Annotated in this window: 19 protein-coding genes; 12 read left to right on the forward strand and 7 right to left on the reverse strand. The window is 72.7% G+C overall.

The annotated features are described in order from the left end of the window. Positions 1-9: 9 nt before the first annotated feature. Positions 10-624: an OmpA family protein gene (locus ACGFRB_RS16405; protein ID WP_393243568.1), complete on the forward strand. Its 615-nt coding sequence runs from the start codon at positions 10-12 to the stop codon at positions 622-624. Positions 625-627: 3 nt separating this feature from the next. On the opposite strand, the gene ACGFRB_RS16410 is transcribed toward ACGFRB_RS16405, so the two are convergent. Continuing rightward, positions 628-1,641 carry a hypothetical protein gene (locus ACGFRB_RS16410; protein WP_393243570.1) on the reverse strand — a complete coding sequence of 338 codons (1,014 nt, stop codon included), beginning with the start codon at positions 1,639-1,641 and terminating at the stop codon, positions 628-630. A gap of 181 nt (positions 1,642-1,822) precedes the next feature. Between ACGFRB_RS16410 and ACGFRB_RS16415 the strand changes: the two genes are divergently transcribed. Both ACGFRB_RS16415 and ACGFRB_RS16420 read left to right on the forward strand, forming a co-directional pair. After that, positions 1,823-2,335: a hypothetical protein gene (locus ACGFRB_RS16415; RefSeq protein ID WP_393243572.1), complete on the forward strand. Its 513-nt coding sequence runs from the start codon at positions 1,823-1,825 to the stop codon at positions 2,333-2,335. An 11-nt stretch (positions 2,336-2,346) separates the two neighbouring features. Next, entirely contained in the window at positions 2,347-3,525 is a 1,179-nt protein-coding gene (locus tag ACGFRB_RS16420; protein WP_393243574.1) for a hypothetical protein, read from the forward strand. A 135-nt stretch (positions 3,526-3,660) separates the two neighbouring features. Here the strand turns inward: ACGFRB_RS16420 and ACGFRB_RS16425 are convergent, their stop codons facing one another. Then, positions 3,661-4,011: a DUF192 domain-containing protein gene (locus ACGFRB_RS16425; RefSeq protein ID WP_393243576.1), complete on the reverse strand. Its 351-nt coding sequence runs from the start codon at positions 4,009-4,011 to the stop codon at positions 3,661-3,663. A 38-nt stretch (positions 4,012-4,049) separates the two neighbouring features. Between ACGFRB_RS16425 and ACGFRB_RS16430 the strand changes: the two genes are divergently transcribed. Next, positions 4,050-4,790, forward strand: coding sequence for a prepilin peptidase (locus ACGFRB_RS16430; protein ID WP_393243675.1), 741 nt, complete (start codon positions 4,050-4,052; stop codon positions 4,788-4,790). A 572-nt stretch (positions 4,791-5,362) separates the two neighbouring features. Here ACGFRB_RS16430 and mgrA read toward each other — a convergent pair. Further along, on the reverse strand, positions 5,363-6,400 hold the full coding sequence (mgrA, locus tag ACGFRB_RS16435; protein ID WP_393243578.1) for an L-glyceraldehyde 3-phosphate reductase: 1,038 nt from the start codon (positions 6,398-6,400) through the stop codon (positions 5,363-5,365). A 110-nt stretch (positions 6,401-6,510) separates the two neighbouring features. On the opposite strand from mgrA, the gene ACGFRB_RS16440 reads away from it, so the two are divergent. The 5 genes from ACGFRB_RS16440 (at position 6,511) to ACGFRB_RS16460 (ending at position 12,602) form a co-directional block, all read left to right on the forward strand. Then, a complete protein-coding gene (locus tag ACGFRB_RS16440; RefSeq protein WP_363011427.1) occupies positions 6,511-7,272 on the forward strand; it encodes an isoprenyl transferase in 762 nt (253 codons plus the stop codon). 458 nt (positions 7,273-7,730) lie between these two features. Next, positions 7,731-9,053, forward strand: a complete 1,323-nt coding sequence (locus ACGFRB_RS16445) for a PhoH family protein (protein WP_361238161.1) — start codon at positions 7,731-7,733, stop codon at positions 9,051-9,053. A 360-nt stretch (positions 9,054-9,413) separates the two neighbouring features. Beyond that, complete coding sequence (locus ACGFRB_RS16450) at positions 9,414-10,145, forward strand: lytic transglycosylase domain-containing protein (RefSeq protein ID WP_393243580.1); 732 nt, start codon at positions 9,414-9,416, stop codon at positions 10,143-10,145. 112 nt (positions 10,146-10,257) lie between these two features. Next, a complete protein-coding gene (locus ACGFRB_RS16455) occupies positions 10,258-11,913 on the forward strand; it encodes an AI-2E family transporter (RefSeq protein WP_393243582.1) in 1,656 nt (551 codons plus the stop codon). Then, positions 11,910-12,602: a hypothetical protein gene (locus tag ACGFRB_RS16460; RefSeq protein WP_393243584.1), complete on the forward strand. Its 693-nt coding sequence runs from the start codon at positions 11,910-11,912 to the stop codon at positions 12,600-12,602. The genes ACGFRB_RS16455 and ACGFRB_RS16460 overlap by 4 nt, the downstream gene beginning before the upstream one ends. 136 nt (positions 12,603-12,738) lie before the next feature. Here ACGFRB_RS16460 and ACGFRB_RS16465 read toward each other — a convergent pair whose 3' ends face one another. Beyond that, the gene (locus ACGFRB_RS16465) at positions 12,739-13,272 is read right to left on the reverse strand and encodes an alkyl hydroperoxide reductase (RefSeq protein ID WP_361238150.1); all 534 of its coding nucleotides are present in this window, start codon (positions 13,270-13,272) and stop codon (positions 12,739-12,741) included. Positions 13,273-13,274: 2 nt separating this feature from the next. After that, positions 13,275-13,829, reverse strand: a complete 555-nt coding sequence (locus ACGFRB_RS16470; protein ID WP_393243586.1) for a peroxiredoxin — start codon at positions 13,827-13,829, stop codon at positions 13,275-13,277. A 132-nt stretch (positions 13,830-13,961) separates the two neighbouring features. On the opposite strand from ACGFRB_RS16470, the gene ACGFRB_RS16475 reads away from it, so the two are divergent. Continuing rightward, positions 13,962-14,936: a LysR substrate-binding domain-containing protein gene (locus tag ACGFRB_RS16475; RefSeq protein WP_393243588.1), complete on the forward strand. Its 975-nt coding sequence runs from the start codon at positions 13,962-13,964 to the stop codon at positions 14,934-14,936. On the opposite strand, the gene ACGFRB_RS16480 is transcribed toward ACGFRB_RS16475, so the two are convergent. Continuing rightward, positions 14,933-16,951 (reverse strand): flavin monoamine oxidase family protein, encoded by a 2,019-nt coding sequence (locus ACGFRB_RS16480; protein ID WP_393243677.1) that lies wholly within the window; start codon positions 16,949-16,951, stop codon positions 14,933-14,935. The two genes, ACGFRB_RS16475 and ACGFRB_RS16480, sit on opposite strands and share 4 nt — an antisense overlap. A gap of 135 nt (positions 16,952-17,086) precedes the next feature. After that, entirely contained in the window at positions 17,087-17,656 is a 570-nt protein-coding gene (locus tag ACGFRB_RS16485; RefSeq protein WP_393243590.1) for a class I SAM-dependent methyltransferase, read from the reverse strand. A gap of 133 nt (positions 17,657-17,789) precedes the next feature. Here ACGFRB_RS16485 and ACGFRB_RS16490 point away from each other — a divergent pair, with 133 nt between their 5' ends. Together ACGFRB_RS16490 and ACGFRB_RS16495 are read left to right on the forward strand one after the other, a co-directional pair. Next, entirely contained in the window at positions 17,790-19,112 is a 1,323-nt protein-coding gene (locus ACGFRB_RS16490) for a sensor histidine kinase (protein WP_393243592.1), read from the forward strand. Then, entirely contained in the window at positions 19,109-19,819 is a 711-nt protein-coding gene (locus tag ACGFRB_RS16495) for a response regulator (RefSeq protein ID WP_393243593.1), read from the forward strand. Before ACGFRB_RS16490 ends, ACGFRB_RS16495 begins: the two co-directional genes overlap by 4 nt. Positions 19,820-19,844: the final 25 nt, after the last annotated feature.

Consider the following 19,844-nt stretch of genomic DNA (forward strand, 5'->3'; position numbering starts at 1 on the left):
GGTGCAGCCATGACCTCGACGACGACATCCCGCCGCCTCGCCGCCCTCACGGTCACCGTGCTGCTCCTGACCGGGACCGCCGGCACCGCGCGGGCCGACGATCCGCCCGGGTCCGTGTCCGCTGGTGCGCCGTTGCCCGCCATCGACACCAAGTCGCCCGCGCTGATGCTGCCCGACGGGGCGACGCTCGCACCGCCCAAGGTGCTCGACATCAAGCAGATCGTCGAGGAGCAGGGCGGCGAGGAGCGGCGCGAGGACACCAATGTGGACGTGACGTTCGCGCTCCAGGCCGAGGTGCTGTTCGGCAAGGACAGCGCCAAACTCAGCTCCTCCGCCAGCTCCCGGATCGCCGCCATCGCCGCGGAGATCAAGAAGCAGGGGTCCGGGCGGGTCCGGGTGTTCGGGTTCACCGACAACCTGGGGACGTACCAGCACGGGCTGAAGCTCTCCAAGGAGCGCGCCGACGCCGTGCAGCGGGAGCTGGCCAAGGGGCTGGACCCCCAGACGACGTTCGACATCCGCGGGTACAGCGAGGACTACCCGATCGCCGACAACTCCACCGAGGAGGGTCGCCGCAAGAACCGCCGTGTCGAGGTCTCCTTCCCCCGCACCTCCGGAGGGTGAGGTTCAGTCCGAGTCCGAGTCCGAGCCCGAGCCCGAGCCCGAGCCCGAGGCCGACGCCGTCAGCGCGGCCAGTGCCATGCGGATGGTGGCCGTCACGCGGCCCGGGTGGTCGAACACCTCGCGTGCCGTGAAGCGCAGCACACGGCGGACGCCCGGACAGTTCTGGAGGTCGTTGAAGCGGCGGACGTCGCGCTCGTGGGCCGCGCGGCTGCCGTGATACGCGAAGCCCTCGATCTCGACGACCAGCCCGGCGTCCCGGAAGTAGAAGTCGGGGTGCAGGGCCCGGCCCGCCGGGGTGCGCAGGGCCGGCTGGGTCTCTGGGCACAGGCCCGCGTCGCCCATCCGCAGCCGGGCCACGGTCTCGGCGGGGGAGCCGCAGCCGGGCACCGCGAGCGGTAGCCAGCGGCGGGCCGAGGGGCCGCCCGCGCGGCGCGGCGCGGCGAGCTCGGCGACCAGCTCCTCGGGCCTGACCAGCGGCGGGCGGCGCAACGCGCCCACCTGACGGTGGGACAGGGCCGAGTCCGCGACGACTACGGCGGCCTCCCGCCCTTCCGCCGCCCGTATCAGGTCGCCGACCGTGCGCGCGGGGGTCGTCACCCGCAGTCCACGCCGCCGCCCGCAGTCCCGGTCGGCCAGCCGGGACGTGACGTACACCCGTATGCCGCCCTTCCCGGCTCTCCCGCCCTTCCTCCCGCCGCCCCCTCGGGCGGTGAACTCCAGCGGATCCTCCCCGCCCGCGCCGCTCCCTCCGCCACCCGGCCCCCGCAACAACTCGATGCGATGCAGCGCCGCCGCCGTGCGATGACTGCACACCAGGTCCGGACGCAGCAGCTGCGCCGCCCCCGCCCGTACCCGCCAGTCGACCTCCTTGCCCGGGACCGCCCACACGCCCCGGCACACCCGCTGCCAGCGGTCCGCCCGCAGCCGCGCCGCGAGCCGCCCCGCCGGCCAGCCCGCGGCCATCGCCCACGCCGTGAGCAGCACCCCGCCCCTGGCGAGCCTCCACAACTCGTACATACGCCCAACGATCCACGGAAGGAGGACACTTCGCCAGCCCTGTGGAAAACCTGACGAAAGGCGGCGTCAGGAAAGTGCAAAAGTGTGGGAAACGGACGAGAAGGACGTCCGGAGCGGGGCATTCTGATGTGCGGAGCTCCCCCTACTCGCACCGCACCAGCGCCTCCGAAACGGTCAGCCGATGACTTCCCCCACCCGCACGATCACCCGTACGACCATCCCCACGGCCACCTCCCTCCCCACAGCCGCCTCCCTCCCCTCGGCCGTCCCCACCTCCTCGGCCGTCCCCACCTCCACGGCCGCCCCCACCCCCGCGAGCACCCCCACCCCCGGCGTCCGACTGGTCGGCGACCTCGTCACGTACGTCCCCGGGCTCCGCACCGCCTACGACGCGCACCTCGTCGCCCAAGGCCGCGTCCAGCCCCACGTCTTCTTCTGGGACGTCGTCCAGGCCACCGTCCACTCCTACCTCGCCGACCCCTTACTCCCCGGCCGGCAGGGCGGCGCCGACTGGCAGCGCATCCTCGACTTCCTGGAGGCGCAGAGTCGCCTCGGCGTCGTCGGCATCGACGAGGTCATCATCACCTCCTTCCTCGGCGACCTGCCCCACCCCCACGAGCCGGGCCACCCCCTCGTCCGGCAGCTCGGCCCCGTGATGGCCGCCCGCTTCCACCATCTGCGGCCCGGCGGCTGATAATCGGGCGCATGTCCCGCGCCACCCCCCACGCCCCGCCCGCCGCCCCCACACCGTCTCCGTCGGCCGCACGCTCCGGACTCCTGTCCCTCCCCGGACTCCCCTCTCTCCCCGTCCCCTGGGCCGCGCTCGCCGGCTACGCCGCCACCCGTGTCCTCGGCCTCCTGGCCCTCACCCTCACCGCGGCGGCCACCGGCAAGGACGGGTGGCACCGGCTCAGCGGGCGCTGGGACGCGGTCTGGTACACGCGGATCGCCGAGCACGGCTACGGCTACCAGGTCACCCTCCCGGACGGCGGCGTCCACGCCGACCTCGCCTTCTTCCCTCTCTTCCCCGCCCTCGAACGAGCCCTCTCCACCGTCTCGCCCCTCGACGCCGCCACCGCCGGGCTGCTCCTGTCCTGGGCCGCCTCGCTCGCGGCCGCCTGGGGCATCTACGCGGTCGGCGCACACGTGGCGGGCCCCCGCACCGGCGTCGTCCTGGTCGTCCTGTGGGGGGCGTACCCGACGGCGTTCGTGCAGTCGATGGCGTACACCGAGACGCTGTTCACGGCCCTCGCCGCCTGGGCGCTGTACGCGGTACTGCGCGACCGCCGGCTCCTCGCCGGAGCCCTGTGCGTCCTCGCGGGGCTCACCCGCCCGACCGCCGCCGCGCTGATCGCCGCGATCGGGATCGCCGCCCTGGCCACCACCGTGCGGGAGCGCCGGCCGCGCGCCCCCGTCGTGCTCGGCGCGCTCCTCGCGCCGCTCGGCTGGTTCGCGTACATCGTGTACGTCGGCGTCCGCCAGGGCAGCGCCACCGCCTACTTCGACGTCCAGGCCGGCTGGGGCAACTCCATCGACGGCGGTGTGGCACTGGCCCGCTTCATCACCGGCCTGCCCTGGCCCGCCGCGCTCGGCCTGTGCGCCGCGCTCGCGCTCCTGGCCTGGCTGGTCGTGCTGTGCGTACGGCAGCGGCAGCCGCTGCCGCTGCTCGTGTACACCATCGCCGTCGTCGTGATCTCGCTCATCGGCGCCGCCTACTTCGGCTCCCGGCCGCGCCTGATGATGCCCGCGTTCGGCCTGCTCCTGCCGCCCGCCGCCGCCCTGGCCCGGCTCCGTACCCGCACCGCCGTACCGGTTCTCGCCGCGCTGGCGCTGGCCTCCGCCGTGTACGGGGCGTTCACGCTCCTCGGCTCGGGCCCGCCCTGACGATCACGGTCGCTCCGGGCCTGGGCTTGGGGTCACCGTGAACGCCCCGACCGTCACGTTTCCCGGCCCGGCTCCACAAACACGGCTCCACAAACACGGCTCCATAAACACGGCTCCACGAACACGGCTCCACCATCACGGCTCCACCGTCACCGTCACACCGGGCGCGAGGCCCCAGCCCGTCATCGCCCCGCCCGCCGCCTCCAGGACGTGCCGTCCGCGCAGCCGCACCAGACCCAGCCGGCCCGGCCGCATCGTCACCACGTCGAGGACGGTGAGCGAGCGGTCGAGATAGGCGATGTCGAGGGTGAAGCGCATCCCGAAGGTATGGATGCTGTTCGTCGGGGTGATGAGCAGCGCGCCGTCGATCCCGTCCCGGCCGAGCAGCCCCCGCCGCCGCGCCCGGTACGACGCCGCGATCTCCAGCGGTACCACCCCGCCCGGCGTCCGAAGCAGTCCGGTCCCGTCCCGCCAAGTCCTCCCCATGCGCCCGACACTAGCCCTAGGGTCGGCCCGTGGACGCCCTGTCGCTCGCCCTCACCGCTGCCGCCGCCCTGTGGGGCGCCGCGGCCGGGCTGCTCGTCCCCCGGGCCGCGTACCGCTTCGCCGTCGCCCCCGAGGAACCCTGGCGGCCGGCCTGCCCGGCCGGCCACCCCTTCGCGGGCGGCCCGGCCCGCGGCTGGCTCGGCGGGCCGGGGCGCGCGGCCTGTGCGACGACCCCCGCCCCGTACACCGCGCCGCTGCTCACCGCCCTCGCGTGCGCGGCGCTCGCCGCCGCGACCGGCGGGCCCCGGCCCGAACTGCTCGTCTGGCTGCTCGCCGCGCCGTTCGGCACCCTCCTCGCGTGCGTGGACGTCCGCGTTCGACGGCTGCCCGACCCGCTCACCCTGCCGCTCGCCGCCGCGCTGCCGCTGCTGCTCGCGCTCGCCGGGCTCCTGCCGTACGCGGCGGGTTCCTGGACGCACGCGCTGCTCGGGGCACTCGCCCTCGGCGGCGGCTATCTGCTCCTCCACCTCCTCCACCCGGCCGGGATGGGCTTCGGCGACGTGAAGCTGGCGGTCCCGCTCGGCGCGGCGCTCGGCTGGTACGGCTGGGGGGTGCTGTGCGCGGGGGCGTTCGCCGGGTTCCTGCTCGGGGCGGTGTACGGGTTCGGGCTCGTCGCCACCCGCCGGGCCGGCCGCGACACCGCGATCCCCTTCGGCCCGTTCATGATCGCCGGGGCGCTGCTCGGGCTGCTGCTCGGCGCGTTCACCGCGGCGCCCTGAGGACCGGGCCCGGCCTGTACGGCCCCGGCTCGTACGGCCGCCACGGCACCGCCCCCGTACGCCCCGCCCGTCAATCGCCCGCCTCGCCCCCGGGGTCCCCCGTGGGAGGGACGGGACCCGCCGCCACGCCGGGGCGTAAAACCGCCATGAGGTCGTACGGCCCTTGTGCCGCTTGACTTCCGGCGCTTCCGGCGGCGTCCGCGCCGTGGACCTGGCACACAGCACGACTAATGAAGGGTTATGGTGGAAACCCCCCCTCGGGCCGGTCCGTATCCCCCCCACGGACCGGCCCGTTTTCTTGCCCGGACACGGATCCGGGTACGGCAAGGGCCCTGAGTACGTGCTCCGCGGCGCCGACCGGCAGCGCCGGAATCTCCCCTCCCGAGCCCCCGCCGCCCGCGCCCGAGCGCCTCAGGACCGGGCCCCCGGACGCCCGATCCCCGGGGCCCGACGCCGTACGCCAGGCCCCAGGGCCCGTCGAACCCCGGCCTCCAGAGGCCCTCGGCCACCAGCCGAAGTCAAAGGCCCTCAGCCCTCAGCCCTCGGACTTCAGCCTCCAGAGGCCCTTCGCCTCAGCTGCGGCCGGCCCAGATGTTGGTGCCCGCCGTGTCCACGGCGAAGGAGTCGATCTCCGCCAGCTCCTTGGCCGACAGCGGCGCCCCGGCCAGCGCCGCGACGTTCTCCTCCAGCTGCGCCACGCTCGACGCGCCGATCAGCGCCGACGTCATCCGCTCGTCCCGCAGCACCCACGTCAGCGCCAGCTGCGCCAGCGACTGCCCGCGCCGCTCCGCGATCGCCGCGAGCCCGCGCAGCCGCCGCAGCACCTCGTCCGAGAGCAGCTCCGGGTCCAGGGACTTGCCCTGCGTCGCCCGCGACCCCTCCGGAATGCCCTTCAGGTACTTGTTGGTGAGCAGCCCCTGCGCCAGCGGCACGAAGGAGATGCAGCCCATGCCGGCCGCCTCCAGCGTGTCGAGGAGCCGGTCGTCCTCCGTCCAGCGGTTGATCATCGAGTACGAGGGCTGGTGGATGAGCGCGGGAACGCCCATCTCCTTCAGGATCCGGGCCGCCTCGGCGGTCTGCTCGCTCGTGTACGAGGAGACGCCCACGTACAGCGCCTTCCCCTGGTGCACGGCCGAGGCCAGCGCGCCCATCGTCTCCTCGAGCGGGGTGTCCGGGTCGAAGCGGTGCGAGTAGAAGATGTCGACGTAGTCGAGGCCCATCCGCTTCAGCGAGGCGTCGAGCGACGACATCAGGTACTTGCGGGAGCCCCACTCGCCGTACGGCCCCGGGTGCATCAGGTAGCCGGCCTTCGTCGAGACGATCAGCTCGTCCCGGTACGGGGCGAAGTCCTGCGCGAAGATCTTCCCGAAGTTCAGCTCGGCGGAGCCGGCCGGCGGGCCGTAGTTGTTCGCCAGGTCGAAGTGGGTCACGCCCAGGTCGAAGGCGCGGCGCAGGATCGCGCGCTGCGAGTCGAGCGTGCGGTCGTCGCCGAAGTTGTGCCAGAGGCCGAGCGAGACGGCGGGAAGCTTGAGCCCGCTGCGGCCGGTGCGCCGGTACTCCATGGAGTCGTAGCGGTCCGCGGCGGCGCGGTAGAAGGGGGAATCAGTCACGTATCTCTGCTTATCACGGACTTGTGACAGTCCCGGGCTGGGAGCCGGTCGCCGGTGCGCAGTAATGTGGCGGCCTCGGGGGCCGACGCGGCATGGAGGGGTTAAGAACAGTGAACCTGCGCGACCTGGTGTACGGGCTCTACGCGCGCCGGGTGGAAAGCCGCCTCGACCACGCCCAGGTGCCCAAGCACATCGGAGTCATCCTCGACGGCAACCGCCGCTGGGCCAAGGCCTCGGGCGGAACCCCGGAGCAGGGCCACAAGGCCGGCGCGGACAAGATCCAGGAACTGCTCGGCTGGTGCGCGGAGACCGACGTCGAGGTCGTCACGCTCTGGATGCTCTCCACCGACAACCTCAGCCGCCCCGAGGAGCAGCTCGTCCCGCTGCTCTCGATCATCGAGGACGCGGTGCGTTCGCTGGCCGCCGACGGCCGCTGGCGGGTCCACCACGTCGGCACCCTCGACCTGCTGCCCGCGCGGACCCAGACCGTACTGAAGGAAGCCGAGCAGGCCACCTTCGACAATCCCGGGATACTCGTGAACGTCGCCGTCGGCTACGGCGGCCGGCAGGAGATCGCGGACGCGGTCCGCTCGCTGCTCCTCGACCACGCGGAGCGCGGCACCTCCATCGAGGAGATCGCCGAGACCGTCGACATCGACGTGATCTCCGAGCACCTCTACACGCGCGGACAGCCCGACCCGGACCTCGTGATCCGTACCAGCGGCGAGCAGCGGCTGTCCGGATTCATGCTGTGGCAGAGCGCCCATTCCGAGTACTACTTCTGTGAAGTCCACTGGCCGGCCTTCCGCAAGGTCGACTTCCTGCGCGCGCTGCGCGACTACGCGGCCCGGCACCGCCGCTTCGGAGGCTGAGCCCTCCGGCCCGGCACCGCCCCGGCACCGCCGCTTCGGAGGCCCAACCTCCCTCCCCCTGCCCTCCCCGTTCCCCCTCAGGCGACCTCTCCGCCCCCGCGCCGCCCCCTCTTTACCGGCGCTTGCCGACGGCTTTGCCGAGGCCCGCTCGACCGGCCCCCATATCCGGATATCCGCCACCTTCTGTTCACCTACCGGCCGTCATATGCCATGGCATGACGGCGTGTGTTCGAGGGCATATCCCTGGTTGAAGTGAGCGGCACGGAGACCGTTCACCCGGGAGGCCCTTTGCACCAGGACGACCGTGCGGAACACGCACGGACGAAGCGGGGGGCCGGAGTTCGGCCCGCGCATCGTGGCCCGAGCCCGGTCCCATCCCGCCGCGACGACGCCCCCGTATCCGCAACGGCGCCGTCGCACCCCGACCTCACAGGGGTCCACTAAGGGGGTCTGTCCACGTGGTGACCAGCACGAAGCGGCGCTTGTCCGACCGGCGCACCTATGTCCTCGACACCAGCGTCCTGCTGGCCGACCCCAGCGCGATGTCCCGCTTCGAGGAGCACGAAGTAGTCCTGCCGATCGTCGTGGTGACCGAGCTGGAGGCCAAACGGCACCACCCCGAACTCGGCTACTTCGCCCGCCAGGCCCTGCGCCTCCTCGACGACTTCAGGGTCCGGTACGGACGCCTCGACGCTCCGCTGCCCATCGGCGACCTCGGCGGCACCTTGCGCGTCGAGCTCAACCACTCCGACCCCGGCGTCCTGCCGGCCGGCTACCGGCTTGGCGACAACGACTCCCGCATCCTCGCCGTCGCCCGCAACCTCCAGGCCGAGGGGTACGACGTCACGGTCGTCTCCAAGGACCTGCCGCTGCGCATCAAGGCGTCCTCGGTCGGTCTGCTCGCCGAGGAGTACCGGGCGGAACTCGCCATCACCGAGTCCGGCTGGACCGGCATGGCCGAGCTGGCGCTGCCCGCCGAACAGATCGACCTCCTCTACGAGCAGGAGACCCTGCACGTCCCGGACGCCGTCGGACTGCCGGTGCACACCGGTCTCGTCCTGAAGTCCGGGCGCGGCAAGGCCCTCGCCCGGGTCACGGCCGACGGGGACGTCCGGCTCGTCCGCGGCGATCGCGAGGTCTTCGGCATCCGGGGCCGCAGCGCCGAACAGCGCGTCGCGCTCGATCTGCTCCTCGACCCCGACGTCGGCATCGTCTCCATGGGCGGCCGGGCCGGCACCGGCAAGTCCGCGCTCGCGCTCTGCGCGGGCCTGGAGGCGGTCCTGGAGCGCCGTCAGCACCAGAAGGTGATGGTGTTCCGTCCGCTGTACGCGGTCGGCGGCCAGGACCTCGGCTATCTGCCGGGCACCGAGGCCGAGAAGATGAGCCCGTGGGCGCAGGCGGTGTTCGACACCCTGTCCGCCGTGGCGGGCCGCGAGGTGATCGAGGAGGTGCTCGGGCGCGGGATGCTCGAAGTGCTGCCGCTCACCCACATCCGGGGCCGCTCGCTCCATGACGCCTTCGTCATCGTGGACGAGGCCCAGTCGCTGGAGCGGAACGTCCTGCTGACCGTGCTGTCCCGGATCGGCGCCAACTCCCGGGTGGTGCTCACCCATGACGTCGCCCAGCGGGACAACCTGAGGGTCGGCCGGTACGACGGAGTCGTCGCCGTCGTCGAGAAGCTGAAGGGCCATCCGCTCTTCGCGCACGTCACCCTCACCCGGTCCGAGCGCTCCCCGATCGCCGCCCTCGTGACCGAAATGCTGGAGGACATCCAGATCTGACCCTGAACGCACCCCTGTTGGCGCCGCCCGGCAAAGCGCGAGAGCTTAGCCGGGCGGCGCCGCGTTGTCCGTACTTGTGTCCAAAACCCGTACCCCTGCCCAGGTGTGACGTTAAACACGCAACACAGAATTGCCTTGCGGCGCCGACGTCCGGCAAAGTCTTGCTTCCGTCAGGCCCCGCATTCGGCACACGCGCACCTCCAGAGGTGCGGCACCACACAACTCAACAGCCGTTCGCCGTATGCCGCCCACAGAACCACGGGCCCGTGTCTCTTGTGACCTATCAGGACGGAGACCAGCGCCAGGGGCACGATTTCGCCCGCATGGTCACCTGCGCGGGTGATTGTGGAAGGAAACCGTGTGAGCCGGATCTCGGTCCGGGGATTCGCGGTGGCTTCGGCCACTGCGGTCACCACCGTCGGAGCCGTCGTCGGCGTTGCCTCGGGCAACGCGGCGCAGCCCGTGGACGACAACTTCGAGGCCACTGCGGCCGACACCACGCTGCTCGCGGACATTCCCGCGGGCGAGCAGGCCCAGGTACAGGTCTCCACCCTCGCGGAGCAGGCCGACGTCCAGGCCGCCACCGCGGACTCCGTCGCCCGCAAGTCCGCCGAGGAAGCCGCCCGCATCCAGGCCGCCAAGTCCGCCGAGGCCAAGAAGGTCGCCGCCGACAAGGCGGAAGAGGCCAAGAAGAAGGCGGAGAAGGCGGAGAAGGCCGAGAAGGAGCGCAAGGAGGCCGCCGAGCGCGCCAGCCGTTCCGCGCTGCGCGACGCGACCAGCTTCGCCGCCCAGGGCTCGTACTCGGTGTCCGATGTCCAGGCGATGGCCCGCCAGATGATCCCTGGCGACCAGTTCCAGTGCTTCAGCAACATCGTGAACCACGAGTCCACCTGGAACTATCGCGCCACGAACGCCTCTTCGGGCGCGTACGGTCTGGTCCAGGCCCTGCCCGGCAGCAAGATGGCCTCGGCCGGTGCCGACTGGCAGACCAACCCGGCCACCCAGATCAAGTGGGGCCTCAGCTACATGAACGGCCGTTACGGCAGCCCCTGCGGCGCCTGGTCGTTCTGGCAGGCCAACCACTGGTACTAGGCCCCGGCCGGTCCGCTCAACCTCACGCAGCCCCTCACCGTCCTTTCGGTGAGGGGCCACGCGTGCGTCCCAGGGTGTAGGTTCGGGGACCCGGAGGGGGAGAGGGAAGAGCATGTCGAGACTGCCCATATGGCTGCACCGGACGGGGGAGACCCTGAGCCGGATGGGCCGGCGACTGGACGAGCGCAGGGTCCAGGCCGAACGCGACGACCCGCTCGGGCCGCCGTACGCACTCGCCACCCCGGCCTCCGCCTCCACACCCATTCCGGCTCCCGGCCCGGCTTCGGTCTCGGCCCCGGACCCCGCTCCCGCACCGGCCCCCGTCACCGCAGCCGCCGTGCCCGGTCCCGGCCCGGCTCCCGTCCCCGCCCCGGCAACCCCCGCCACGGGAACCGCCGGAACCACGGGCACAGCGGCAACCACAGGACCAACGGGACCCGCGGAGGCCGCGGACAACACGACGCCTCCGGCACCCGTGCCGCCCCCGGCGGCCCCGGCGGCCCCGGCGGCCCCGGCGGCCCCGGCGGCCACGGCGAGCGCGCCCCCGGTCGAGCGGCCGGTGGCACCCGTCACCGGATCCGTCCCCGCGCCCCCCGCCTACGCCCCCGCCGTCGCCGCCCGCCCCAACCCCGTGGACGCCGTCCCCTGGGGCATGCGCGTGGCCGGCGAGGTCGCCTGGCGGCTGCTCGTCCTCGCCGGCACGGTCTGGGTCCTGATGAAGGTCATCAGCTCCGTCCAGCTGGTCGTCCTCGCCTTTGTCGCCGGCCTCCTCATCACCGCCCTGCTCCAGCCCATCGTGGCCCTCCTGCGCCGCAAGGGCATGCCCCGCGGACTCGCCACCGCCGTCACCGCCGTCACCGGCTTCGTCGTCATGGGGCTGGTCGGCTGGTTCGTGGTCTGGCAGGTGATGGACAACATCGACAGCCTGTCCGACCGCGTCAGGGACGGCATCGAGGAACTCAAGCGCTGGCTGCTCAACAGCCCGTTCCACGTCACCGAGCAGCAGATCAACGAGATCGCCAAGAACCTCAGCGACTCCATCGGCGCCAACGCCGAACAGATCACCTCCGCCGGCCTCCAGGGCGTGACCGTCATGGTCGAGGCCATGACCGGCATACTGCTCGCGATGTTCTCCACGCTCTTCCTGCTCCACGACGGCAAGAAGGTCTGGGAGTGGACGCTGAAGCTGGTGCCCGCGCAGGCCCGGCCCGGTGTCGCGGGAGCGGGCCCGCGCGCGTGGCGCACCCTCACCGCGTACGTCCGGGGTACGGTCCTCGTCGCCCTCATCGACGCCGTCTTCATCGGCCTCGGGCTCTACTTCCTCGACGTGCCCATGGCCGTGCCGCTCGGCGTCTTCATCTTCCTCTTCGCGTTCATCCCGCTCGTCGGCGCCGTCATCTCCGGCGCCCTCGCGTGCGTGGTCGCGCTCGTCACCACCAATGTGTTCACCGGGCTGATGGTGCTCGTGGTCGTCCTCGCCGTGCAGCAGATCGAGGGCCACGTCCTCCAGCCGTTCATCCTCGGCCGCGCGGTCCGGGTCCACCCGCTCGCCGTCGTCCTCTCCGTCGCCGCGGGCGGGCTGACCGCCGGCATCGGCGGCGCCGTCGTCGCCGTGCCGCTGGTCGCCGTCACCAACACCGCCGTCGGCTACCTCCGCGCGTACAGCGCCGAACAGGCCCTGCGCGCGGCCCCGGACTCCGGCGCGGCGCCCGACTCCGCCACCGGCCCTGTCACCGCTGCGGCCCCTGCCCCCGGGAGCAAAGCGTGATATCCGAGCCCGAACTCGTCGACGATCCCGGCCCGGATCCGGCCGCCACGGCAGCCACGGATACCAGGGACACCCTGGACGCCCCTCGGCGCGCGCGGTCCCGCCGCCCCTGGCTGGGGGCGGTCGGCGGTGCGGTGGTCGCCTCGGTGGTCTGGGCCGGCGGGCTCTTCGTGTACGACTGGGCGGGGCCCGGCCTCGGCGGTTACCGCACGGACCGCGACCCGTGCCGGGTGGCCCACCTGGACGGGCTCGCCTCGGTGCTCGGCTCCGAGAGGGGGGAGGGGAGCAGGCCCTCGCAGAAGCGGGAGCATTCCGCCCTCTTCCGGTGGAACTGCAGTGTCCGGCTGGCCGCCGGGCCCAGCGCGTACGACGTGGTCATCGACTACGAGCTTCACCGGAAGACCGACCCCGGCCCGGAACTCGACGCGGACATGGACACTCTCGGGTACGAGCGGACCGGGGACCTCGGGGACGTGTCGTATGTCGACGCGGGGGACGACGACAGCATCAGGCTCGTGGTCCTGGACGGGCAGGCCGTCCTCAAGATGCTCGTCATGCCCAATGTGTCGCCCACGGATGGCGGGATCGCACCCGAAACCGACCCGAAGGCGCCGACGGCGGGCCCGACCGCCCTGCGGACCCATGCCGTCGAGGACATGCGCCAACTCATGTCCGCGCTGAAGAGCTGAAGAGCCGACCAGACCCGAAGCGAGCCGCTGAGCCGACGAAGGGCGTGAGCGAGCGAGCGGGCGGCCCCGGACACGGCGAAAGGCCCCGGGGGCGAAATCCCGGGGCCTTCCACTGACAACGGTAGACCGGCTGGTGCTACTCGGCGAGAACCGCCTCGGCGTCCAGCGTCGCGCCGACCGCCTGGATGACCGCGGCGATCTTCACGGCCTCCTGGATGGTGTCGCGCTCGACACCGGCCTTGCGCAGGACCTGCTCGTGCGAGTCCAGGCACTGACCGCAGCCGTTGATCGCGGACACGGCCAGCGACCACAGCTCGAAGTCGACCTTCTCGACGCCCGGGTTGCCGATGACGTTCATCCGCAGACCGGCGCGCATCGTCCCGTACTCCGGGTCCGACAGCAGGTGCCGGGTCCGGTAGAAGACGTTGTTCATCGCCATGATCGCGGCGGCCGACTTGGCGGCCTGGTACGCCTCGGGCTTCAGGTTGGCCTGGGCCTCGGGCTCCAGCTCCTTCAGCACCTTCGGCGAACGGGAGGCGATCGCGCAGGCGAGCACCGTGCCCCACAGCTGCTGCTGCGGCAGCGGGCTGTTGCCGATGACCGAGCCGAGGTTCAGCTTCAGGTCCTTGGCGAAGTCCGGGACGGCGGCCTTCAGCTCATCGAGCGCCATGTTCACTCACCGGCCAGCAGGGCACCGGCGTCGAGGGTGTCCTCGCCCTTGTTCCAGTTGCACGGGCACAGCTCGTCGGTCTGCAGGGCGTCCAGGACCCGCAGGACCTCCTTGGGGTTACGGCCGACGGAACCGGCGGTCACCATGGTGAACTGGATCTCGTTGTTCGGGTCCACGATGAAGACGGCACGCTGCGCGAAGCCGTCCTCGCCCTCGACACCACAGTCGCGCATGAGCTCGTGCTTGGAGTCGGCCAGCATCGGGAAGGGCAGGTCACGCAGGTCGGCGTGGTCCTTGCGCCAGGCGTGGTGGACGAACTCCGAGTCACCGGAAACGCCGAGGATCTGGGCGTCACGGTCGGCGAACTCTTCGTTCAGCTTGCCGAACGCGGCGATCTCGGTCGGGCAGACGAAGGTGAAGTCCTTCGGCCAGAAGAAGACGACGCGCCACTTGCCCTCGTAGGACTTGGCGTCGATCTGCGCGAACTCCTTGCCGGCTTCCAGCGACACGCAGGCGGTCAGGTCGTACGAGGGGAACTTGTCACCGACAGTAAGCACGCGCACTCCTTGGGGCAGGAAGCGTCCCGGTTCGGGGGCTTCCGTGGGGGTTGGACGTTGTCCAGCATGGCACGCGGTGCATTGATCGGGGAAATAGCTAGACTGGCTCATGTTGATCGAAGGCGGTTATCAGTGATCCCGGTACGGCGTGTGAAGCAGCCCACACTTTCCCAGCTCAAGGCATTCGCGGCGGTCGCGGAGCATCTCCACTTCCGGGATGCCGCGGCGGCCATCGGTATGAGCCAGCCCGCACTCTCCGGCGCGGTGTCGTCGCTGGAGGAGGCACTGGGTGTCCAGCTCCTTGAGCGTACGACGCGGAAAGTGCTGCTCTCGCCCGCCGGGGAGCGGCTCGCGGCGCGGGCGCACGCGGTCCTCGACGCGGTCGGGGGGCTGATGGAGGAGGCGGAGGCGGTGCGGGCGCCGTTCACCGGGGTGCTGAGGCTCGGGGTGATCCCCACGGTCGCGCCGTATCTGCTGCCGGCCGTGCTGTGGCTGGTCCATGACCGCTACCCGGAGCTGGATCTCCAGGTGTACGAGGAGCAGACCTCCTCGCTGCTCGACGGGCTCGCGGCGGGACGGCTCGACCTGCTGCTGCTCGCCGTGCCGCTCGGGGTGCCCGGTGTGACCGAACTCCCCCTGTTCGACGAGGACTTCGTCCTGGTGGCGCCAGGTGGGCATCCGCTGGCCGGGCTGACGGACATCCCGCGCGAGGCGCTGCGGGAACTGAAGCTGCTGCTGCTCGACGAGGGGCACTGTCTGCGCGATCAGGCGCTGGACGTCTGCCGGGAGGCGGGCCGGGCCGAGGGCGCTCCGGTGACCACGACCGCGGCCGGCCTGTCGACGCTGGTGCAACTGGTCGCGGGCGGGCTCGGGGTGACCCTGCTGCCGCGGACCGCCGTGACGGTGGAGACTGCCCGTAACGCCGCACTGTGCACAGGGGACTTCGCGGCCCCCGCGCCCTCGCGCCGGATCGCGCTCGCGATGCGGACGGGCGCGGCCCGCCAGGCCGAGTTCGAGGTCCTGGCGGACTCGCTCCGGGAGGCGATGACCTGCCTCCCGGTCCGGATCGTGCGGCCGTCCGATTCCGAGGCCGATGAGGCCGATTAGCCCGTGTGCACGGCCAGCGCCGTACGGACCGCGGACTCCAACGCGCCCTCGATCCACGCCGGTTTGATCGAGGTGTGGTCGCCGGCGAAGTGCAGCGGGCCCTCGGAGGTGGGGACGTCCGGGAACAGCTCGGTGTGCTGCCCGGGCAGCAGGACGGACGCCTCGCCGTACGCGTAGTGATCGCGCATCCACGACTGGGTGCGGCCCTTGCCGGTGAAGAACACCTCGCAGCGGCGGCCGAACACCGCCTGCACCCCGGCGAGCGCGCGCAGATAGCGCTCGTCGTCGGCGTACGCGTCCCACTTCAGGGCGTCGTCGGCCCAGCTGTACGAGGCGAGCAGGACGCCGCCGTCGCTGCCCTCCATCGGGTGGGCGTGCTCGAAGTACATGAACCGGTTGGCGTTGTCGCTGACCGAGCCGCCGCCGCGGACGTGCGCGGCCTCGGGGTCGCGGCCGGTGGCGGGCCGGAAGGCGCCGAAGCAGTGCCGGTAGGCGTCGGTGAGCCGGACGCCGAGCTTCGCGACGGACGCGTGCGCGCCGAGGTGGTGCCCGTCGGTGACACGGCCGTTCTGGTAGCGGGCGTACAGACCGGGCTCGATGGAGTCCAGCGCCTTCTTCCACTGCTCCTCGGTGAACTCCCACCAGCGCTGGGAGAATTCGAGCAGCACCTTGGTGGCGGCGTCGTAGTGCAGCTCGGTGACGGCGCGGCGCTTGCCGTACGACAGCGGCGGGTCGAAGGTCACATGGCGCAGCCCGGAGAAGGGCACGGTGACGATCGCCTCGTCGCCCTCGAAGACCTCGGTGACACCGCCCTCGCCGGTCTGGCACTTCTCGGAGACCGTGTGGACGCGGACCGTGGAGCCCTGGCGCTCGATCCGTACGGCGCGCCGGTCGAGGTGGACCTTGCTCTTCACCGGCGCGTAGAGCGCGTCGACGAGTTTCGCGGTGCCGCCCTTGATCTCCCAGAACGTCGTCTTGGGGTCGATGAGCGCGGCGGACAGGAAGCTGTGCACGAAGGACAGATGCAGCCGGGAGGTCAGGTTCTGGATCGTGCCGACCAGGTCGATGGTGCGGGTGTCGAGCCCGGCGACCTCGGTGAGGTAGCGGTACATCGAGAAGTGGCCGTAGCGGCGCAGGACTTCGGCCCAGCCCTCGACGAGGGTGGAGCCCTCCTTGCCCCGGACGAGGAGGTGCGCGGGTTCGAGGGCCTCGGCGAGGATCGCGGCGGCGGTACGGGTGCGGTGGCGGGCGGGCACGCCGAAGGTGGCGTTGATCCGCTCGGGGTGCTTCTCGTAGTCGGCGCGGCGCGTGTGGACGCCGTTGACGTGGATCCAGGTGCGGTTGGCGCGCTTGGACGGGTCCTTCACGTCCACGTCCACCAGCAGGAACTCCTGGCGCGGCAGCTTGTGGGTGTCGAGGAGGGCCATGAGGAGCGGGTGGCTCCCGGGCAGCCGCATGGCTCCGGCCTCGGCGTACTGGCGGGGGTCGGCGAAGGGCTGCCGGCCTTTCTCGTGACCGCCCTTGCGGAAGGTCTTGATCCGGCCGCCGACGCGGTTGCCGTTGGCCTCGATGACGACGACGTCGTGGCCCGCGCGGTGCAGCAGATCGGCGGCGAGCAGCCCGGCCGGGCCGGCGCCGATGACCAGGACGCGCCGGGTGGGCCGGCCGCGACCGGCCGGCAGGCCGTCGCGCAGGACCTTGAGATAGCGGGGGACGAGCGGTTGGTCGTGCTCGTCGTGGACGGTGATCGCGCGGGCGACCGTGGTGTACGCGTGCGGGTCGGTGCCGGGCGGCCCGGCGGCGGCCCCGGCCGGGGCCGCCGGGGCCTGTGAGGGCGCGGCGGCGGGAGAGGGGGCGGGGGTGGCGGCCGGGGCGAGGGCGCCGGCCGGGGCGGCGGTGACCGCGAGGGTCGCGGCGGCGAGGGCGGAGGCGCCGGTCGCGGTGACCACGGCGCGCCGCGAAGGGGGCGGGCCGTCGGTGTGCGGCGAGGCCTGGCCCGGGTCCGGGGAGTTCATGTGATCGGTGCTCATCGCACGTCACTCTTGGCAGATGACCACCCCGGCACCAGTGGCTTCACACGGACGAGAAGGTAAACCACCCGTCCGGTGAACGCGGGCGTCGTGCCGCTGACGTACGGGTCGGGCACGCGTTCACCCCTTCCGGGTGGCCCGGTGGACGAACGCGGGCGGAAGATTCGCCCAGACCATCGGCGAGCGTTCCAAGCGGTCGAAACGGAGGGCGAGTTCGGCGGCGAGTCGGCGGGCCGGCGGGGTCCGGGCGGCGTGCAGATACGCGAAGGTGGTGAACCGGCCGCCGGGCACGAGGGCATCGGCCACGGAGTCCAGGACGCGCCCGCGCAGCGCGCGCGGCATGACCGTCCACGGCAGCCCCGAGACCACGGCGTCGGCCGGCCCGCCCGCCATCGCGACCAGATCGGTCGCGGCCGAACCGCGCACCACGGTCAGCCGGGGATCGCGCCGGGTCGCCGAGAGCCGCGCGGCGAGCACCGGGTTGATCTCGACCGCGACCAGCCGCGCGTCCGGAGCGAGCCGGGCGAGAATGGCATCGGTGAACACCCCGGTACCCGGCCCGAGTTCGAGAACCGTCCGGGCCCGTTCGAGACCGATCCCCTCGGTCATCGCGTACCCGAGCCGACGTGAACTGGCCGCTATGGCACCGGTGGTGAGCGGACGTCTGAGGAACTCCACGGCGATCGACATGCCCGCCATGCTCGAAGCGCCCCGGGTGGCCGCACGTCGTCTCCCCGGCCGGTGCGGGTACGACCGGCGGAGGACCCCGCGCCGACCCCCGGGACGATGTACGGCGGGCGGGCCCCGGCCGTAGCGTGAAGGGGTGCGCCGTCTGATGGAGACCCTGCCCCGGCTGCGGCGCGACCATCCGTGGCTGACGGACGTCCTGTTGGTCGCACTGGTGGCCGTGCCCCCGGTGATCCGCCCCGAGCCGGGCTGGCGGCCCGTCTGGGCGCAGACCTGTGTGTACGCGGCCCTGGTGCTGCCCCTGCTGTGGCGCCGCCGGCGGCCGGTGCTGGTCGCGGCCGTGGTGACGGCTGCCTTCTGGGCCCAGTACCTCGGACAGGTGTGGGGACAGGAGCCGGGCCGGGGCGCCGTCGCCCTGGCCGCCGTCCTGGCCACCCTCACGGTGCGCGGTCTGCGCCTCGCCGCCGCGGCGACGCTGGGCGCGGCCGCCGTCTGCGTCCTGCTGTGGATCCCCGCGTGGCAGCGGACGTACGAGGGGGACCCGGGGGCGCGCGGGGGCGTGCTCACCCCGCTGGCGGTGGGGCTGCTGCTGGCCGGGGCCTGGATGTACGGCGAGTACGTCCGGGCCCGGCGCGCCTATATCGCCGAGTTCGAACGGCGGGTCGCGGCGGCCGAGTCGGAGCGGCTCGCCCTGGCCCGGGCCGCCGTCGCCGAGGAACGGGCGCGGATCGCCCGGGAGATCCACGACGTCCTCGCGCACAGCGTGAGCGTGATGGTGCTGAGCGCCGAGGGCGGCCGGCTGATGCGGCCGGCCGACCCGGCCGCCGCCGACCGGGCCTTCGGCGTCATCGGCGCGACCGGCCGCGAGGCGCTGGGGGAGCTGCGGCGGCTGCTCGGCGTGCTGCGTACGCCCGGTCCCGACGGTCCCGACGGCATCGCGACCGGGACTGGGACCGGGGCCGGGGCCGGGGCCGACGGCCCGGGCCGGGATCCCGCGTCCCTCCCGGCGGATCTGCGCCGTCTCGTCGGCCGGCTCGACCCGCGGGGCACGCGCGCCCGGCTGGACCTGCGGGGAGACGGGGGCGGGCTGACGGCGGACCTCACCGCGCAGACGTACCGCATCGTGCAGGAGGCCCTCACGAACATCGTCAAGCACGCGCCGCCGGACGCCGCGATCAGGGTGCGCGTCGACACGGGGGTCCCGGGGCCCGGGCGGCTGGTCCGTATCCGCGTGGAGAACACCGCCGGGGACGGCGGGACACCCGCCGGGCAGCCCGCCTCGCCGCTCCCCTCCGGGCGCGGACTCGCCGGCATGCGCGAGCGGGCCGCTCCGTACGGCGGGAGAGTCGACGCCGGACCCACCGCCGACGGCGGCTTTCGCGTCACCGCCACCCTCCGCCCCGACCAGCCGAAGTCCGATCCCGATGCCGAGTCCGAGCCCTGGGCGGTGACCTCATGACCGAACCGACCCCACCGGCGCCTCCGGTCTCGCCGCCGGCCGCACCCCCGGCCCGGGTGCTGATCTGCGACGACCAGGAGCTGATCCGGATGGGCCTGCGCATGGTCGTCGACAGCCAGCCCGACCTCACGGTGGTGGGCGAGGCCGCCGAAGGCGACGCGGCGATCGCGGGCGTGGCGGCGCTGCGGCCGGACCTCGTCCTGATGGACGTACGGATGCCCGGCCGGGACGGGATCGCCGCGACCGCGCACCTGTGCGCGCGGCCCGACGCACCCCGGATCCTGGTCGTCACCACCTTCGACCTCGACGAATACGCCTACGCGGCGCTGCGTGCGGGGGCGAACGGATTCCTCGTCAAGGACGCCCCCGCCGAGGAGATCCTGGTGACGGTCCGCGCGGTCCTGCGGGGCGAGGTCATGGTGGGGCCCTCGCTGACCCGGCGGCTCGTCGAACGGTTCGTCCTGCGCCCCGCCGAGCCCGCGCCCGCCCGGCACGGCCTGCTGACCGCGCTCACCGGGCGGGAACGGGAGGTACTCGCCCTTGCCGCCCGGGGTCTGTCCAACCACGAGATCGCCGGCCGCCTCTTCATCGGGGAGACGACCGTCAAGACCCACCTCGGCCGGGTTCTGGTGAAGCTCGGTCTCCGGGACCGCGTCCACGCGGTGATCTTCGCGTACGAGAGCGGCCTGGTGAGGGCGGGGGACTGAGCCGCACTCCTCGCGGCCCCCGCCC

Source organism: Streptomyces sp. NPDC048718 (assembly GCF_043198875.1).
In the GTDB taxonomy this organism is placed as follows: domain Bacteria; phylum Actinomycetota; class Actinomycetes; order Streptomycetales; family Streptomycetaceae; genus Streptomyces.

What these genes read in the sequence shown, in the direction of transcription:
- ACGFRB_RS16485 (WP_393243590.1), bottom strand. Translation starts at nt 17,656, where the DNA reads ATGTCGATCGCCGTGGAGTTCCTCAGACGTCCGCTCACCACCGGTGCC.
- ACGFRB_RS16415 (WP_393243572.1), top strand. Translation starts at nt 1,823, where the DNA reads ATGACTTCCCCCACCCGCACGATCACCCGTACGACCATCCCCACGGCC.
- ACGFRB_RS16425 (WP_393243576.1), bottom strand. Translation starts at nt 4,011, where the DNA reads ATGGGGAGGACTTGGCGGGACGGGACCGGACTGCTTCGGACGCCGGGC.
- ACGFRB_RS16495 (WP_393243593.1), top strand. Translation starts at nt 19,109, where the DNA reads ATGACCGAACCGACCCCACCGGCGCCTCCGGTCTCGCCGCCGGCCGCA.
- ACGFRB_RS16405 (WP_393243568.1), top strand. Translation starts at nt 10, where the DNA reads ATGACCTCGACGACGACATCCCGCCGCCTCGCCGCCCTCACGGTCACC.
- ACGFRB_RS16455 (WP_393243582.1), top strand. Translation starts at nt 10,258, where the DNA reads ATGTCGAGACTGCCCATATGGCTGCACCGGACGGGGGAGACCCTGAGC.
- ACGFRB_RS16465 (WP_361238150.1), bottom strand. Translation starts at nt 13,272, where the DNA reads ATGGCGCTCGATGAGCTGAAGGCCGCCGTCCCGGACTTCGCCAAGGAC.
- ACGFRB_RS16420 (WP_393243574.1), top strand. Translation starts at nt 2,347, where the DNA reads ATGTCCCGCGCCACCCCCCACGCCCCGCCCGCCGCCCCCACACCGTCT.
- ACGFRB_RS16480 (WP_393243677.1), bottom strand. Translation starts at nt 16,951, where the DNA reads ATGAACTCCCCGGACCCGGGCCAGGCCTCGCCGCACACCGACGGCCCG.
- ACGFRB_RS16410 (WP_393243570.1), bottom strand. Translation starts at nt 1,641, where the DNA reads ATGTACGAGTTGTGGAGGCTCGCCAGGGGCGGGGTGCTGCTCACGGCG.